The sequence below is a fragment of the Nevskia sp. genome, from assembly GCF_023266035.1.
In the GTDB taxonomy this organism is placed as follows: Bacteria; Pseudomonadota; Gammaproteobacteria; order Nevskiales; family Nevskiaceae; genus Nevskia.
Genome location: NZ_JAHFRY010000111.1, coordinates 1 through 15,949, shown reverse-complemented (window position 1 = coordinate 15,949; position 15,949 = coordinate 1). Strand labels below are relative to the sequence as shown.

The 15,949-nt window shown below is 66.4% G+C and carries 14 protein-coding genes and 1 pseudogene; 13 read left to right on the top strand and 2 right to left on the bottom strand.

Annotated elements, in window-relative coordinates; translation table 11 throughout:
- The 12 genes and pseudogenes from Q0D45_RS16125 to yedA all read left to right on the top strand — a co-directional run.
- A pseudogene (locus tag Q0D45_RS16125) lies at positions 1-194 on the top strand (hypothetical protein); the annotation flags it as partial.
- Between the two features lies 1 nt (position 195).
- Complete coding sequence (locus Q0D45_RS16120; RefSeq protein ID WP_293394997.1) at positions 196-741, top strand: phage GP46 family protein; 546 nt, start codon at positions 196-198, stop codon at positions 739-741.
- Positions 738-1,166 carry a hypothetical protein gene (locus Q0D45_RS16115; protein ID WP_293394994.1) on the top strand — a complete coding sequence of 143 codons (429 nt, stop codon included), beginning with the start codon at positions 738-740 and terminating at the stop codon, positions 1,164-1,166. Before Q0D45_RS16120 ends, Q0D45_RS16115 begins: the two co-directional genes overlap by 4 nt.
- Positions 1,166-4,429 (top strand): alginate lyase family protein, encoded by a 3,264-nt coding sequence (locus Q0D45_RS16110; protein ID WP_293394991.1) that lies wholly within the window; start codon positions 1,166-1,168, stop codon positions 4,427-4,429. The genes Q0D45_RS16115 and Q0D45_RS16110 overlap by 1 nt, the downstream gene beginning before the upstream one ends.
- Positions 4,430-4,444: 15 nt before the next feature.
- Complete coding sequence (locus tag Q0D45_RS16105) at positions 4,445-5,503, top strand: baseplate J/gp47 family protein (protein ID WP_293394989.1); 1,059 nt, start codon at positions 4,445-4,447, stop codon at positions 5,501-5,503.
- Positions 5,494-6,033: a putative phage tail protein gene (locus tag Q0D45_RS16100; RefSeq protein WP_293394986.1), complete on the top strand. Its 540-nt coding sequence runs from the start codon at positions 5,494-5,496 to the stop codon at positions 6,031-6,033. Before Q0D45_RS16105 ends, Q0D45_RS16100 begins: the two co-directional genes overlap by 10 nt.
- Positions 6,034-6,036: 3 nt before the next feature.
- Entirely contained in the window at positions 6,037-6,663 is a 627-nt protein-coding gene (locus tag Q0D45_RS16095; RefSeq protein ID WP_293394983.1) for a hypothetical protein, read from the top strand.
- 151 nt (positions 6,664-6,814) lie between these two features.
- The gene (locus Q0D45_RS16090) at positions 6,815-7,633 is read left to right on the top strand and encodes a DNA adenine methylase (protein WP_293394980.1); all 819 of its coding nucleotides are present in this window, start codon (positions 6,815-6,817) and stop codon (positions 7,631-7,633) included.
- A 725-nt stretch (positions 7,634-8,358) separates the two neighbouring features.
- Complete coding sequence (locus Q0D45_RS16085; protein ID WP_293394977.1) at positions 8,359-8,892, top strand: YaeQ family protein; 534 nt, start codon at positions 8,359-8,361, stop codon at positions 8,890-8,892.
- An 8-nt stretch (positions 8,893-8,900) separates the two neighbouring features.
- Complete coding sequence (locus tag Q0D45_RS16080) at positions 8,901-9,824, top strand: DMT family transporter (protein ID WP_293394974.1); 924 nt, start codon at positions 8,901-8,903, stop codon at positions 9,822-9,824.
- Positions 9,825-9,856: 32 nt separating this feature from the next.
- Entirely contained in the window at positions 9,857-11,482 is a 1,626-nt protein-coding gene (locus Q0D45_RS16075; protein ID WP_293394972.1) for an NAD(P)/FAD-dependent oxidoreductase, read from the top strand.
- A gap of 49 nt (positions 11,483-11,531) precedes the next feature.
- Positions 11,532-12,437 carry a drug/metabolite exporter YedA gene (yedA, locus tag Q0D45_RS16070; RefSeq protein WP_293394969.1) on the top strand — a complete coding sequence of 302 codons (906 nt, stop codon included), beginning with the start codon at positions 11,532-11,534 and terminating at the stop codon, positions 12,435-12,437.
- 6 nt (positions 12,438-12,443) lie between these two features.
- Here yedA and Q0D45_RS16065 read toward each other — a convergent pair whose 3' ends face one another.
- Together Q0D45_RS16065 and Q0D45_RS16060 are read right to left on the bottom strand one after the other, a co-directional pair.
- Complete coding sequence (locus tag Q0D45_RS16065) at positions 12,444-13,373, bottom strand: glutathione S-transferase family protein (RefSeq protein WP_293394966.1); 930 nt, start codon at positions 13,371-13,373, stop codon at positions 12,444-12,446.
- Between the two features lie 96 nt (positions 13,374-13,469).
- The gene (locus Q0D45_RS16060; protein ID WP_293394964.1) at positions 13,470-14,339 is read right to left on the bottom strand and encodes a LysR family transcriptional regulator; all 870 of its coding nucleotides are present in this window, start codon (positions 14,337-14,339) and stop codon (positions 13,470-13,472) included.
- Positions 14,340-14,469: 130 nt separating this feature from the next.
- Between Q0D45_RS16060 and leuC the strand changes: the two genes are divergently transcribed.
- Positions 14,470-15,882 carry a 3-isopropylmalate dehydratase large subunit gene (leuC, locus tag Q0D45_RS16055; RefSeq protein ID WP_293394961.1) on the top strand — a complete coding sequence of 471 codons (1,413 nt, stop codon included), beginning with the start codon at positions 14,470-14,472 and terminating at the stop codon, positions 15,880-15,882.
- Positions 15,883-15,949 lie beyond the last annotated feature (67 nt).

Genomic DNA, 15,949 nt, shown 5'->3' with positions numbered 1-15,949 from the left:
AGGTGACGATCGACAGCCCGCTGGTGCATTGCACCGGCGAGCTTACGGCGGCCGGCCGCATCTTCAGCGCGACCGCTGTCGAAGATCCGCTGGGCACGATGCAAGAGATGCGCGTGACCTACAACGGCCACAACCACGGCGGCGTCCAGATCGGCAGCGGCAACACCGCAACCACGCTCGCGACGATGACCTGATATGGCCGATCTCGCACTTCTTCCGGTCTCGGCCGACGTGGCTGATGGCATCGGCCTGGATCTGATCGACGGCGACCTAGTGCTCGATGACAGCCTGAGGTCGGCCGTCGTCATCAGCCTGTTCACCGACCAGGAAAACCCGGATGAGACCAGCGCCGACCGCCGTGGCTGGTGGGGCGATGCCCTGGGCGTGCAGAACGATCGCATCGGCTCCCAGCTCTGGCAGCTGCAGCGCCGCACAGAGACTGATGCGGTGCTTGTGGAAGCCAAGCGCTACGCCGAGGCAGCACTCGCGTGGATGCTCTCCGACGGCGTGGCTCGCGCCGTCACTGCAAAGGCCAGCTTCCCAGAGCGCGGCCGTCTCGACATCGAGATCGCGATCGACCGGCCCACCGGCCGTGAGCTGATCCGCTTCGCCGACATCTGGGCCGCCTCGCTGCGGCCGTACCAGGGCCGCATTGCCGCAGAGCGCCTCAACGAGCTGCAGCGGCTCGCGGCCGAGTGGGTCTACATCGTCCAAGTCCTTTATCCGCAGGTGATTCAGTGAGCGCCACAACAGAAGCCGAGCTGCAAGCCGCCGCCATCACCACGCGGCGCATGGTCGAGATTCTCGCGGCCGTGGCCAGCGGCGGGCCGGAACTGACGATCAACAACGGCAGCGTCGATCTGCCCAGCATCGCCAAGCTGTTCGCCGGCTTCCAGGCCCAGGCGAACGCGGCTATCGCCGCCATCGCCGCCACCAGCGTCATCGGCCGCAACCCGCGCAAGTTGTTCCCGAGCACTGCGGCGATCGACCCGCCGATCAATGGGGGCTTGCGCTTCGAGTTCGGCGGGCAGGTGACGATGGAGTACGAAAACGGTTTCACCGAGACCGTGCTGCTGGCACCGCAAACGGACTGGCTACGCAACCCGGTGCGCATCCTCGTCGAAGGCACCGACGTGGGCATCGACATCACCGGCTACGGCCCCTGATGCAACTGCGCAATCCAGACCTCAGCGGCCGGCGCTGGCAGGCGGACTTCCGTCGCGGCCGCAGCTGGCGCGGTGGGCGCTGGGCCGGCTCGCCGCTGAGCCTGCTGGCCTGTACGCGAGCACAGGCGAGCACCGCTCAGGACTTCGACAACACGCGCCTGCCGTTCGCCCCGAACGTGCTCCGGCAAACCACGCGCGGCCTGTTCGGTTCGCCGGCCACCACGCAGCGGCTGAGCAACGCCAATTTCGACGGCGCGGTGCTCGGCCGTGTCGGTGCTGGCGGCCAGCTGCCGCGCAACATGCGGGTCAGCGACGGCGCCGTGGTCGACGTAATCGAGGTCAGCACCGTCAACCGCGTGCGCTCGATCGTCCTGGACATCGCCTACACCAACACCAACCCGATCGATCCGCTCGATGCGGATGCCGGCGACACGATCGCGATCAGCTTCGAGCCCGGCAACGGCTACCTGCTGCCGGCTCTGGTCCCGCACACCTTCAGCGGCGAAGTGACGGTGATCAGCGCCACCAACGTCAGCCGTGTTTCGGCACGCCTGATCGAGCGCAATGCCAGCAGCGCGCTGTCCGGGGATTCGCTGGCCACCGCCGTCGTCGCCGAGCCTGGCGTGCCCACGCCGTTCGTGGTCACGCCTGCGCTCGATCCCAGCACCGTCACGATCATGCCGACGGTCACCAGCGCGGTGGCCAACGCCAGCTCCGGCAACTATCGCGTGCGCATCAGCGGCGTGCTGCTGGAGGAATCCAGTGCGCCCACTGAGTGGGTCGGCAGTTCGGCCGGCGTCATCATTCGCACCGACTACTACCCCTACGACACCAGCACCGGCGCGGCTGTCGGCGGCAGCTTGCCGGCAGGCTGGAGTCTGGCCGCCGCCACCACGCATCAGGTCATCGCGCGCAACAGCCGGGTGGCCAATGACATCACGCTGCGCATCACCGTCACCAACACGACGCCGGCGCTGATCTCCGGTGTGCTGCGCCTGATGCCGATCACGGCCGGCGGCAATGTCACCGCAGCGGCAGGCGAGGAGTGGTCGGCCGGCATCGATGCCGAAGTGCTCAGCGACACTGGCGGTGCCAGCCCGAGTATCGGCATCGTCGGCCGCAACAGCGGTGGCGGCATTGCGGGTTCGCTTTCATCGCCGCTGGCCGCCGGCTTCGGCCCATCCAGCGTCACGCTGACGATGCCGGCCGGCACCGCCTACGTCACCAACCAGGTCTCGTTCCGAGCGGCGGCCAACAGCACCTCGGTCTGCGAGATCTACATCGCACCGAAGCCGCGTATCGAGAAGGTGCAGCTGGTTGGTGCCACCGGCCCGGTTTCACGTGGCCCGGAAGTGATCAGCGTTACCGATCCCTCGATCTTCGCCGGAGCTGCGCACGCGGCCATTGATGCCGAATACCGAGCGCTGGCAAGCAACGCCACGCTGCTCGCCGTGTTGTTCGGCTCGGGCCATCGCTTGCGCCTGGTCGCCGGTGCCCGCGTCGGTGCCGTGATCGAGCTGGGCGGCGCGGTAGTCGCCGATCTCACACGCGGTCACTGCGGCGCCGAGGGCGCTATCAAGTTGGTGGTCAGCTGGCAGGCCGGCAGCGTCACCGTCGCGCTGCCGGACCTCGGCGGCAGCACCACGCGCACGGCAACGATTGCCGGCTTCGATCCGACCACGGTGACCGGCGCCTGGCTGTGTTCGGCGAACGGCGAGTTTGCCAGCGCCACGGCGATCCGCAGCCTCGATGTCACCGCTGGCGCTCTACCGGCCGCGAACCTGCCGCAGCGCGCTCGCCGCCGCTGGGCGCCGATCAACTTTCGGTCGCCGATCGGCACTTCGTTCATCGGCAACATCGCCGACGTGCCCGCGTTTGAAGGCCCCTCTCTGCGCGTGGTCGGCACCAGCTACAGCAGCTATCCGGCCAACACCACGAACCGCTTTTTTCGCCGCCGCAACGGCGGGGCCGCGATGGCGGACATCATCCCGGACGCCACCACCGCGCCCACGCTGGCGCTGCTGACGCTGATCAATGAAGACGCCGTGGCCAGTCTCAGCCTGGTGCCGGCTGGCGGCAGCATCGAGGGCGGCTCGCCGTTGGTTTTGCCGCCGTTGTCCTCGGTCACGTTCTGCGCCAGCGAGGGCATCTGGATCGCGAGGATCAAGCCCGGCGATCCGTTCAAACCCGCGCCGATCGACGTCCCAACGGTATCGATCTATGGCCCTGCCGGCGATCCAACCCGTTCGATCGTCCATCCGCCCAGCTACGCGGACTATCACGCGATCATCGATCCGGTTCGTGCTTTCGCATCCGAGTGCGTCAAGCAGGCGAATCTCTGGGTCACCACCGGCAATCGCCAGGCAGCGCTGAAGGTCATCGCCTGGCAGCGCCAGTGGTGCGGCCAGGACTACTGGCGCGGCCCGGCCGGCGACCTCAACAGCCTGGCGCAGCGCGCCAACCAGATCGCCGCCAGCGGCATGGCGTACCTCATCGTCCGCGACAGCGGCATCGGCTCGGCTGAAGACCACGCGATCATCCGCGCGTGGTTCCTGCGCGCCACCACGGAGATGGTCGAGTACTACGCCGCGATCCGGGGCCAGGGCTTCATCGCGCCGCAGGTGTGGACCGGCACCAACACCGGCCGCAACAACCACAGCTATGCCGCCGGCTGGGCTGCCATCACTGCCGCGCGTATCTGCGGCCGCGCCGAGTGGCTACGGTTCGGGCGCGAGGCATTCGACATCGCACTCACCGATGCCGCCACGCTGCCCGGCGCCACCGGCAGCCTGATCGCCGAACTGAGCCGTGGCACCAAGGCCCTGTACTACAGCAACTACGCGCTGGTTTTCCTGATCCCGCTGTCGATCGCCCTGAAGTCGTTCGGCGTCGACATCTGGAACGAGCAGGGCCGGATGCTGCTGCGGATGGTCAATTTCGTCATGCCGGCGATCGATCTGCCAGAACTTGTCGAAATCGAGCAAGCCCGCCTGATCGGCCTCGGCAATACCGGCACCAGCAACAACTTGGTCAGCGTGCCGCAGGAAGGAATCGGCTTCACGAGCGTCGACGACGTAACCGGCGAACTGAACCCCAACGAAAGCCGGGTTTCCCACAGCTCTCATGCCATCGACGAGTTCGAGGAGATCGATATTCCGTGGAAACCCATCTGGGTGCCGCGAGTCGTCGACGTCTATATCAACCAATACAACACCAACAGCGGCGGCGGTCAGCGCGACCTGTTTCCGAAAGCCGCCGCCTGAGCCTAAGCCCAAACCATGCCCATCATCCGACCCGGTCTCAGCACCCTTCAGGCCCGCATCCAGGCCGACATGCGCGCCCGCATCGAAGGCGCGCAGCCAGCGCTGCGGCGCTCCGTGCTCGGCACCATCGCCACTGCCATCGCTGCCGCCGTGCACGGCCTCTACGGCTACATCCAGCAGCTCAGCACCCAGGCCGTGCCGTACACCGCCACGGACGCTGATCTGGAACGCTGGGCCAGCCTCTGGAGCGTCGGCAGGCGTAGCCCGACCATCGCCACCGGCGGCATCGTTATCACCGGCGCTGCCGGCGCGGCCGTGCCGGCCGAGACTTCGCTGCAGAGCCAGATGGGCACCGAGTACCGCACCACGGCCGCTGTCGTCATCGGCGGCGGCGGCTCGGTGCCGGCGTCGATCGTCGCCCAGGTCACGGGCAGCATCGGCAACCAGCCTGCAGCCGTAGTGCTGTCGTTCGTCTCGCCGGTGCTCGGCGTCGACGCGCTGGCCAGCGTTGACCCGAATGGCCTCAACGGCGGCAGCGATCGTGAAGACGACGAAAGCCTCCGGGCCAGGCTGAAGGAGCGCATCAGCAACCCGCCACACGGCGGCAGTGCGGCGGACTATGTCGATTGGGCACTGGACGCGCCCGGCATCACCCGCGCCTGGGTGTTTCCTCTATACCTCGGCGCCGGCAACGTCCGCGTCTACGTCGCGGACGACAGCTATGTAGGTAGCGCGCTGGCCAGTGCCGGCACCGTGGCCACCGCCCAGGCATACCTGGACAGCGTCCGGCCGGTGACGGGCGATGTCGACGTGGTCGCGCCGAACCGCCAGCCGGTCAATGTGCGCGTCACTCTCGGTCCGGACACGCCAGCAATTCGCGCCGCAGTCACTGCCTCGCTGGCAGATCTGTTCATGCGCGAAGCCGCGCCCGAGGGCACCATTCCGCGCACCCATATCGCCCAGGCGATCAGCGACGCCGCAGGCGAATACGACCACAACCTGATCCTGCCCGCCGCGAACGTCACGGCCGGTGCTGGCGCCATCCTCACCCTGGGCACGCTGACATGGGTATGACGGCCGAGGACTACGCCGCGCAGCTCGCGGCGCTACTGCCCACCGGCCCAGCCTGGCAGCCCAGCCCGCACACGCTGCTCGGCCGCATTGTGCTGGCCATCGGCACCGAACTGGCCCGCGTTCATGCCCGCGCCGACACGCTCCGCATCGAGGCCGATCCGCGAACGACCACCGAGCTGTTGCCGGAGTGGGAGCTGACTGCCGGCCTGCCGGACCGCTGCGTCAACGTCCCGCAGAGCATCGAGCAGCGCCGCGCCGCCCTAATTGCCCGCCTGACCGGCACTGGCGGTGCCAGCCGCGCCTATTTCATCGGCGTCGCAGCTGCTTACGGCTACACGGTGACGATCGAAGAGCCCGCCCTGCACACCTGGCGCATGCGCTCGACCGAAGTGGTCGGCATCACCCGGTTTCGCGCCGGCCTGAGCACCGCTGGAGACCCGCTGGCCAGCTTCGGAAACGAGGCCTTTGAATGCCTTTTCAACCGCATTAAACCGGCCCACACGGCCCTGCTGTTTGCATACGGAATTTAAGCAATGGACCGCATCCAACATCCCACCGCTACCCCTGGCCAGCAGTTCACCGATGGCGATGACAGCAGCGGCACGCCGGCAACCGTAGTCCCCGCCACATGGCTAAATGGCGTGCAGGAGGAGATCGTTGGCGTCATCGTCGCTGCAGGCCTGACGCCGAATGCCGGCCTGGTCAACCAGCTGCGCCGGGCCATCTTCGAGATCAATTTCCCGATCGGCAGCTACTACTGGACCCGGCGCACGGACCTGACCGCCGCGCAGATCCACGGCTTCGGCACTTGGGTTCAGCTGCCGCCCGGCACGGTGCCAGTGACCCTCAACGTCGCCGAAACCGAGTTCAACGTCGTCGGCAAGACGGGTGGCGCAAAGACGCATCAGCTGACCGCCGCGCAGCTCCCGAGCCACAACCACCAGCCGGCGAACAACTCGGTCGGAACGGGATACGGGTTTATTCCCACCTCGGTCGGCGGACAGGACGTGACGCCGACCAACTTCGACACCAGCGCATCGGGCGGTGAGCCGAACATCCGCAACCAGCCGGTGGCTCCGGTCACCGTCGGTGCCAACGAACCCCACAACAACCTGCAGCCCTACGTAGTCGCCGGTTTTGGCTGGTACCGCACCGCGTAGGACAGCTGCAAAGGAGAGGCGACGCCGCCGGTGCGCTAACACCTGCGGCGACGCTAACCACCGGTCTCGAGGACCGATGGCCAACCAAGGCCTCCCCGCCGTCGCGACGGCGAGGCCATTGTATCTACGGCCACATCCGAGAACCCTGAAAATGCCTGCAGCACCGATCATTCCGTGGCTCGGCGGCAAGCGCCGCCTGGCCCCACAAATCCTCCCGCTGTTCCCGGACCACGCCTGCTACGTCGAGCCGTTCTGCGGCGCGGCGGCCATGTTTTTCCTGAAGCAACCCAGCGAGGTTGAGGTCATCAACGACATCAACGGCGAGCTGGTCAACCTGTACCGGATCGTCCAGAACCACCTCGAGGAGTTCGTGCGCCAGTTCAAGTGGGCGCTGACCAGCCGGCAGGTGTTCGAGTGGGAACAGTCGAAGGTGCCGCGCACGCTCACCGACATCCAGCGCGCCGCGCGCTTCTACTACCTGCAGCGCAACGCCTTCGGTGGCCGCGTCGACGGCCGGAGCTTCGGCTACGCCACCACGTCCGGCCCGAGGCTGAACCTGCTGCGCATCGAGGAGGAACTGAGCGCCGCCCACCTGCGCCTGCACGGTGCTTACGTCGAGAACCTGCCCTGGACCGAGATCGTCAGCCGCTACGACCGCCCGCACACCCTGTTCTATTGCGACCCGCCGTACTGGCAGACCGAGGGCTATGGCGTGGACTTTGGCTTCGAGCACTACACCGAGATGGCCCGCCTGATGGGCACCATCGCTGGCACGATGATCGTCTCGATCAACGACCACCCGGACATCCGCGAGGCGTTCAAAGCCTTCCCGATGCGCTCGGTCGACATCAACTACACGGTCGGCGGCGGCCACGCCGCGCAGGCCGCCAAGGAGCTGATCATCGGCAACTGGAAGGGCGGCTGGCCCGCGCCGCGCCCCCTGACCGAGACCCTGCTACTGGAGATCTGAAGCGGCCGAAATGACCGCGACAAACTAAGTGTCGCGCTGAGCCAAACCAAACGGCGCGCTACAGACAGGCCATCCATGGCCTGGCAGCGCTCGACCGGCATCCATGCCGGTCGTCCCTCTCCGATCGCTGCGATGCTCGGCGGCATGCAGGGGGGATGAACGTCCACAGCACCGTCAAAAGCCACAGCAACGACCAATCAAAAGCACTGCCACATCAACAACGTCATTCCGGCGAAAGCCGGAATCCAGAGTCGAGGAGTTCGCGCGTGCGGTCCTGGATACCGGCTTTCGCCGGTATGACGGCGGGTTTTGATTCTGCTGTTGCCGTGGACGTCGGACCCCCTTAAGCGCGCCGAGCATCGCAGGCCATGGCGGACAGGCTCCGAAGGAGGCGAGGCAGGATGCCGAAGCCTTTTCGCCGCGCCATGGATGGCGCGTCGAAAAGCCCCGCCATGGCCGAGAAGCACAGGGCATCGACTTGCCGGCTTCTGCCTCTTCGGCAAGGCGACGCAGCGCCGGGGGCGCCCTTCCTTTGGTTACTTTCCTTGGGCGTCAAGGAAAGTGACCCGCGCGACAGCGCGGAACAGTGCGCAAACGCCAGCAAACAACAGCGAAGGCCGATCAAGCCGAGAACAACACAGACGTCAGCCAAGCCGAATCCAGCCAAGAACCGGCCCGCCCGCTACCATCCCCCCCCAATCGCCAAACCCAAAGCCCGCTCCCCCATGGCCCTCAAAGCCACCATCTTCAAGGCCCAGTTGCAGATCGCCGACATGGATCGCAACTACTACGCGGAACACGCGCTCACCATCGCCCGCCATCCCTCCGAGACCGACGAACGCATGATGGTCCGCGTGCTGGTGTTCGCGCTGCATGCCCATGAGCGGCTGGAGCTCGGCAAGGGCTTGAGCGATCCGGATGAGCCGGACCTGTGGCGCAAGGATCTGACCGGGCTGATCGAGGAATGGATCGAGCTGGGTCAGCCAGACGAGAAGAACATCATCCGCGCCTGCGGCCGCGCCGGGCAGGTGTTCGTCTATGGCTTCAACCGCGCGGCAGAGCCCTGGTGGCAGACGGCCGAAGCGAAGCTGGCGCGGGCGAAGAACCTGTCGGTGCGGCGGATCAGCAGCAGCGGGGAGGCGACCCTGACCCAGCTCGCGCAGCGAACCATGCAGCTGCATTGCACGATCCAGGATGGCCAGGTCTGGCTCGGTGATGGCGAACGCACCGTCGCGGTTGAAATCGCGACTCTGCGCTAGACCCACCGATGCGCGCCGGCTTCTTCTACGCAGTCGCCGCCTGCTTCGGCTGGGCGTTCGCGTTCATCGGTCCGCTGATTCTCGGCGACTGGCCGGGGCTGGCCGTCGCGGCTGGCCGCTACATCGCTTACGGCGCGGCTTCCGTGATGACGCTCTGGCTGCTGCATCGCCGTGGCCGTGCGCAGTTGCGCGATGCGCGCTTGTGGCGTGAATCGCTGTTGCTGACCCTGTTCGGCAACCTGCTGTATTACGCGCTGCTCAGCGTGGCGGTGCAGAAGGCCGGCTATGTGATGCCGACGCTGATCATCGGCCTGCTGCCGGTCACCGTGTCGCTGGCGGCGCGCATCCGCCATCGCCTGCCGATCACGCCGCGCTATGGCTGGGCGTTGCTGCTGATCGCGGCAGGACTGTGGCTGGCGCGGGCGCCGCAGGTCGATGCGGTGGGCGGCAGCCATGTGGCGAGTAGCGATGAGCTGGTCGGCTGGTTGTGCGCCGCCGGCTCGACCTTGCTGTGGACGATCTATGGCGTCATCAATGCCGAGCGTCTGCGCGCGCGTCCCGGCATGAGCGGCATGCAGTGGTCGTCATTGCAGGGTGCGGCGGCGCTGCCGTTCGCGCTGCTGCTGTTTGCGGCGACCAAGCCCGCAGTGGCGCATGGCCTGAACGACTGGCTGCTGTTCATCGCCGTCAGCCTGTTCCTGGGTCTGGTGACTTCCTGGGCCGCGAATACCTTGTGGAACCTGTCGAGCACGCGCTTGCCGCCGTCGTTGCTCGGCCAGATGATCGTCTTCGAGACCATCGGCGGCATCGCCTATGGCGCGATCTGGACCGGCGCCTGGCCGGCGGCCACCGTGCTCGCCGGCACCGCGGTACTGATCGTCGGCGTGGTCGTTGCATTGAGCGAAAGACAGCCGGCATTGGCGCCGGCCTGAATTGAACGGAACTGGGGCGGAGCGCAAGCCTGATGGTCGATGCCGTGCATGACGTGATTCTGATCGGCGCCGGCCACAACGGCCTGGTCTGCGCAGCGACGCTGGCCGCAGCTGGCAAGAAGGTGCTGGTGCTGGAGCGCAGCGCCGTTGTCGGCGGCGCCTGCATCACCGATGAGATCGCCCCGGGCTATCGCGCGTCGACGGCCTCCTATCTGATCAGCCTGCTGCTGCCCGAGGTCGTGCAGGAACTGGAACTCGCGCGCCATGGCTATCAGGTGCTGGCGCGCAATCCCTCGTCGTTCACGCCGCTGCCCGATGGTCGCTCGTTGCTGATGGGGCCGGACGAGGCACTGAACCATCGCGAGATCACCAAGTTCTCGGCACGCGATGCGGCGGCTTATCCGCGCTACGAAGCCTGGCTGACACGGATCGCCGAGTGCATCGAACCGCTGCTGTCGGAGCCACCGGCCGATCTGCTGCCGCTGCCGGCTTCATGGCGCACGCGCAGCTTGTTCGCGCGGCTGCGCGAGCTGCGCCGCAGCCGCCGGCTGTATCAAGCGCTGCGCGCGATGGGCGATGAACTGCCGCAAGCGATCGAACTGCTGACCGGCGCGGCGCGGCCGATCCTCGATCGCTGGTTCGAATCCGACGTACTGAAGGCCACGCTCGCCACCGACGCGGTGATCGGCGCCCAGCAACCGATCTCAGCACCCGGCACCGGCTATGTGCTGCTGCATCACGTGATGGGCACAGCCGGCGGTGCGCGCGGCGTCTGGGGTTATGTCGAAGGCGGCATGGGTGCGGTGACGCAGGCGATGGCGGCAGCGGCACGCGAGCGTGGTGTCGAGATCCGCTGCAATGCCGAAGTCGCTGAAATCCTCGTCGAAGGCGGGCAGGCGAGGGGTGTGCGGCTGGCCGACGGCGAACTGATCCGGGCGAAGACGGTGGTCTCGAATGCCACGCCCGAAATGACGTTCCGCAAGCTGCTGCCGGCAGGCAGATTGCCGCCGCTGTTCGACGAGGCCGTGGCCCGCATCGACTACGCCAGCGCTTCGATGAAGATCAATCTCGCAGTGTCCGAACTGCCGGACTTCACGGCGCTGCCCGGCAAGGACATGGTCGGGCCGCAGCATCGCGGCACCATCCACATCAGCCCGACGATGGAATACCTCGAAGCGGCTTACGACGATGCCCGGCGCGGCCTGCCGTCCGCCGAGCCGATCCTCGAGCTGACCATTCCGACCTCGGTCGATTCAACACTGGCACCGCCAGGCCAGCACATCGTCCAGATGTTCGTGCAGTACGCGCCGTACAAGCTTGCCGAAGGTCTGACTTGGGAGGCGCTGCGCGAGCCGTTCGCCGATCGCTGCATTGCCGCCGTCAACGCCTATGCGCCGAACTTCGCCGCCTCTGTGCTGCACCGGCAGGTGCTGACGCCACTCGATCTGGAGCGCCGTTTCGCGTTGACCGGCGGCAACATCTTTCACGGTTCGATGGCCTTGCATCAGCTGTTCTCGATGCGGCCGGTGCCGGGCTGGGCGGACTACCGCACGCCGCTGCCGGGGCTGTGGCTTTGCGGAGCCGGCACCCATCCCGGCGGTGGCGTGACCGGCGCTCCAGGGCGCAATTGCGCGCGCGAGTTGCTGAGAGCCATGTGATCGTCAGACAAGCTCTAAGATGCGCGCCTCTTTCGCGAGGAATCTCGCCGTGACCACCTCCGCTGCATCGACCGGCCGCTTGAGCCCGCTGGTCTGGCTGTGCCTCGTCGCTGTCTATTTCGTCTGGGGCTCGACCTATCTGGCGATCCGCTTCGCGCTGGAAGCCTATCCGCCGCTGTTCTTCCCGGGCATTCGCTTCATCGCCGCCGGCAGCATCCTGCTGATCTTCCTTCGTCTGCGCGGTTATCCCCTGCCAACCTGGGGGCAGTTCGGCCGGTCGATGGTGGTTGGCTTCCTGCTGCTGAACGTCGGCAATGGCGCAGTCGTCTACGCGCAGAAATCGGTCGGTTCGGCGCTCGCCGCCACGGCTGTTGCGACGATGCCGCTGTGGGCAAGCCTGTTCGGCGGCATCTGGGGTGTGTGGCCGAAGCCGCTGCAGTGGCTCGGCCTGGCGGTCGGCTTCTCGGGCATCGTGCTGCTCAATCTCGGTGGCGATTTCGCAGCCAATCCGCTGTCTGCCGCGCTGCTGATTTCGGCAGCGGTCAGCTGGGCCTTCGGCTCGGTGTGGAGCCGCCGGCTGGACATGCCGAAAGGTCCGATGAGCACCGCCTGCCAGATGTTCTCGGCCGGCGTGCTGTTCCTGATCGCGAGTTTCGCGGCCGGCGAATCCTGGCAGCTGGTGACCACGCCGAAAGCGATGGCGGCGGTCGCCTACCTGACCGTGTTCGGCAGCGTCATCGCCTTCAGTGCCTACATCTATCTGAACCAGACCGTGTCGCCGTCCCTGGCGACCAGCTATGCCTACGTCAATCCGGTGGTCGCGCTGCTGCTCGGCGCCATGCTCGCCGGCGAGCTGTTCGTCGCCAGCGAACTGGCGGCGATCGTGCTGGTGCTGTCCGGCGTGCTGATGATCGTGCTCAACAACCGCAAGCCGAAAGCGCCGAAAGTCGCCTGAACAAGCTCAGGCGGGCGTGACCTTGAAGCCGGCCCGCGGGAAGTGGACGACGACATCGCCGGCGCGCTCGTCGCGGCGCTTGATCGCCACTTCGAACACCGAGGCGTGCATCAAGGTGCCGGCCACTGCGTCGGTGCCGTAGTCGGTCGCGGCGACGGTGACTTTCGAGCCGATGCGCGCACCTTCCGGTTCCAGCATCGGGCCGTCCAGCGGCAGCAGGCCGCTGGCGTCACGGGCGAGGGCGATCGCGTCTTCGCCGCTGATCTCGGTAGCCTCGCCGTGGCCCAAGGCCTTGATCCGATCGGCCCAGGCCAGCAGTGATTTGAACGGTTCGAGCAGGCTGGCAACGCCGGCGTTGCCGCGGATGAACCAGACCGGGTGATAGGCGCAGAAATCGGCCAGGGTCGGTGTCTCGCCGAGCAGGAACGGTGAGGCTGCGAGCTGCTGATCGAGGCTGTTCATCAGCGGCATGAAATGCGTCTTGCCGAACTCCGGGCCGGGGCGCGAGGCGCTGCCGCCGGCGAACAGCGCGGCACGGTCCTTCGAGAACTTGTCCAGGCCATCCGGCCCCATCACCGCCATCAGCGCCTTCAGGCCTGCTGGCTGGAACACGGTCGGAATCGCCGCGAAGAACAGCGTCTGTTCGAGGCTGGCGAAGGCCGCGCAGCTGGCTTTCGCGGCCAGCGGCACCAGCGGCGGATCCGGATAGAGGCGGTCCAGGGTCCGGCAGATCAGCGCCGTATCGCAGTAGATGTCGCGGCCGATCTGCAGCACCGGCGCCTTGCGGTAGCCGCCGGTCAGCGCGATCTGGTTCGGCTTCGGCATCACCATCGGCTGCTGCACCGATTTCCAGCTCAGGCGCTTGTAGCCGAGCGCGGCGCGAATCTTTTCCGCGTATGGCGAAGCCGGGTAGTGATGCAGGACGAGGTCGCTCATGAGGTCTCCGTGCTGACCCATCTTCAAGGATGGGTCTTTTGTTTTCTTCAGGAATATCGGGCTGTTGAAGCGCGCCGCGATTATACCGGCGGGCGCTCAGCGAGCCGCCGCCAGCAGGTCGAGCAGCGCCCGCGCCGGCCCCGAACGGGTACGGCCGCGATGCCAGACGGCGCCGAGTTCGCGGCTCAGGCTCAGCTCCGGCAGTTCGAGTGCGACCAGGGTGTCATCGAGCATCGAGCGCGGCAGCACGCTCCAGCCGAGGCCGATCGCGACCAGCATCTTCAGCGTCTCCAGATAATTGGTCGATAGCCGGATGCGTGGCGCCACGCCGTGCGCCTGCAGTGCTGCGGTGACGATGCGATGCGTGTAGGTGCGCTCGTCCGGCAGCACGGCGGGGTAGGCGGCCAGCGCTTTCAAGGTCGGCACTTGCTCGCGCAGCAGCGGATGGGTCGGCGCGACTACCACCGACAGCGGATCGACCCAGATCATCTGCATGCGCAGTGCGTCCGGCGGTTCGCGGGGCAGGGTGACGATGCCGAGTTCGAGCCGGCCCTGGGCCACTTCCTCGCAGGCGTCCTCGGAATCCATGAAGTGGATGTCGAGATCGACATCCGGATAAGCCTGCGTATAGCTGCGCAGCACTTCGGGCAGGCGATGCAGGCCGATGTGATGGCTGGTGCCGATCGACAAGCGGCCGCTGACAGCGCCGGACAGATGCGACAACGCCCGTCGGCCGTCTTCAAGCTCGGCGAGCACCCGCCGCGCATACGGCAGCAGGGTGCGGCCGGCGTCGGTCAGGTCGATGCGCCGGCCGACCCGGTTGAACAGCGACGTGCCCAGCGCCGCTTCGAGCGCAGCGATGCGCTTGGAGATCGCTGGCTGCGACAGATGCAGGCGCTCGCCGGCCTTGGAGAAGGAACTGGCTTCGGCCACTTCGAGAAAGGCGCTGAGGCTGTGGGTATCCATCGATCGTCCGGCTCTGGTACGGCGGGCCGATATATTCCCATGACGACTGCGGAATATGAAAACGATTCATTGGAGTAATTAAAGCCGGCTCCCTACACTGCGCGCCGAACCTGAAGGACAGAAGCGATCCATGACCACGAATACCTCGAAAACGCTTTACGACAAGCTCTGGGATGCCCACGTCGTCAAGGATCAGGGCGATGGCTCGGCGATCGTCTATATCGACCGCCAGCTGCTCCATGAAGTGACCAGCCCGCAGGCTTTCGATGGCTTGCGCCTGAACAAGCGCATGCCCTGGCGGCTCGACGCCAACCTCGCCGTCGCCGACCACAACGTGCCGACCACCGATCGCAGCCAGGGCATCGCCGATCCGATCTCGCGCACCCAGGTTGAAGCGCTCGACAGCAATTGCGACGAATACGGCATCACCGAATTCCGCATGAACGACGCCCGCCAGGGCATCGTCCACGTCATCGGGCCGGAGCAGGGCGCGACCTTGCCCGGCATGACCGTGGTCTGCGGCGACAGCCACACTTCGACGCACGGTGCCTTCGGCGCGCTCGCTTTCGGCATCGGCACCAGCGAAGTCGAGCACGCGCTCGCCACGCAGACCCTGGTGTTGAAGAAGTCGAAGAACATGCGGGTGACGGTGTGCGGCAAGGTGTCGGCCGGCATCACCGCCAAGGACATCGTGCTGGCGATCATCGGCAAGATCGGCACCGCCGGCGGCAATGGCCACACCATCGAATTCGCCGGAGAAGCAATTTCTGATCTGTCGATCGAAGGCCGGATGACGGTCTGCAACATGGCGATCGAAGCGGGCGCACGCGCCGGTCTCGTCGCGGTGGATGCGACCACGATCGCCTACGTGCAGAACCGGCCGTTCTCGCCGAAGGGTGAGTCGCTCACCAAGGCGATCGCCTGGTGGAACACCTTGCACTCGGACGAGGGCGCGAAGTTCGATCGCGAAATCGACATCGACGCCGCCAGCATCCAGCCGCAGGTCACCTGGGGCACCAGCCCGGAGATGGTCTTGCCAGTCGATGGCAAGGTGCCGAATCCGGCCAACGAGGCGGATGCGGTCAAGCGCGGCAGCATCGAGCGCGCGTTGGCTTACATGGGCATCCATGCCGATCAGCCGATTACCGACATCGTCATCGACAAGGTGTTCATCGGTTCCTGCACCAACTCGCGGATCGAGGATCTGCGCGCGGCGGCCGGCGTGCTCAAGGGCAAGCGGATTGCCGGCAACGTCAAGCTCGCGCTCGCGGTGCCGGGCTCGGGGCTGGTCAAGCGTCAGGCTGAAAGCGAAGGCCTGGACAAGGTCTTCATCGACGCCGGCTTCGAATGGCGCGAACCCGGCTGCTCGATGTGCCTCGGCATGAATGCCGATCAGCTGTCGCCGGGCGAGCGTTGTGCATCAACCTCGAACCGCAACTTCGAAGGCCGCCAGGGCGCCGGTGGCCGCACGCATCTGGTGTCTCCAGCGATGGCGGCGGCGGCGGTGGCTGGGCGGTTTGTCGATATTCGTAGCTTGCAGTAAGGCGATCTCACGCAAAGACGCTAAAGACGCAAAGGTGCAAAGAAAAGCATCACGAGAACGGCAACCA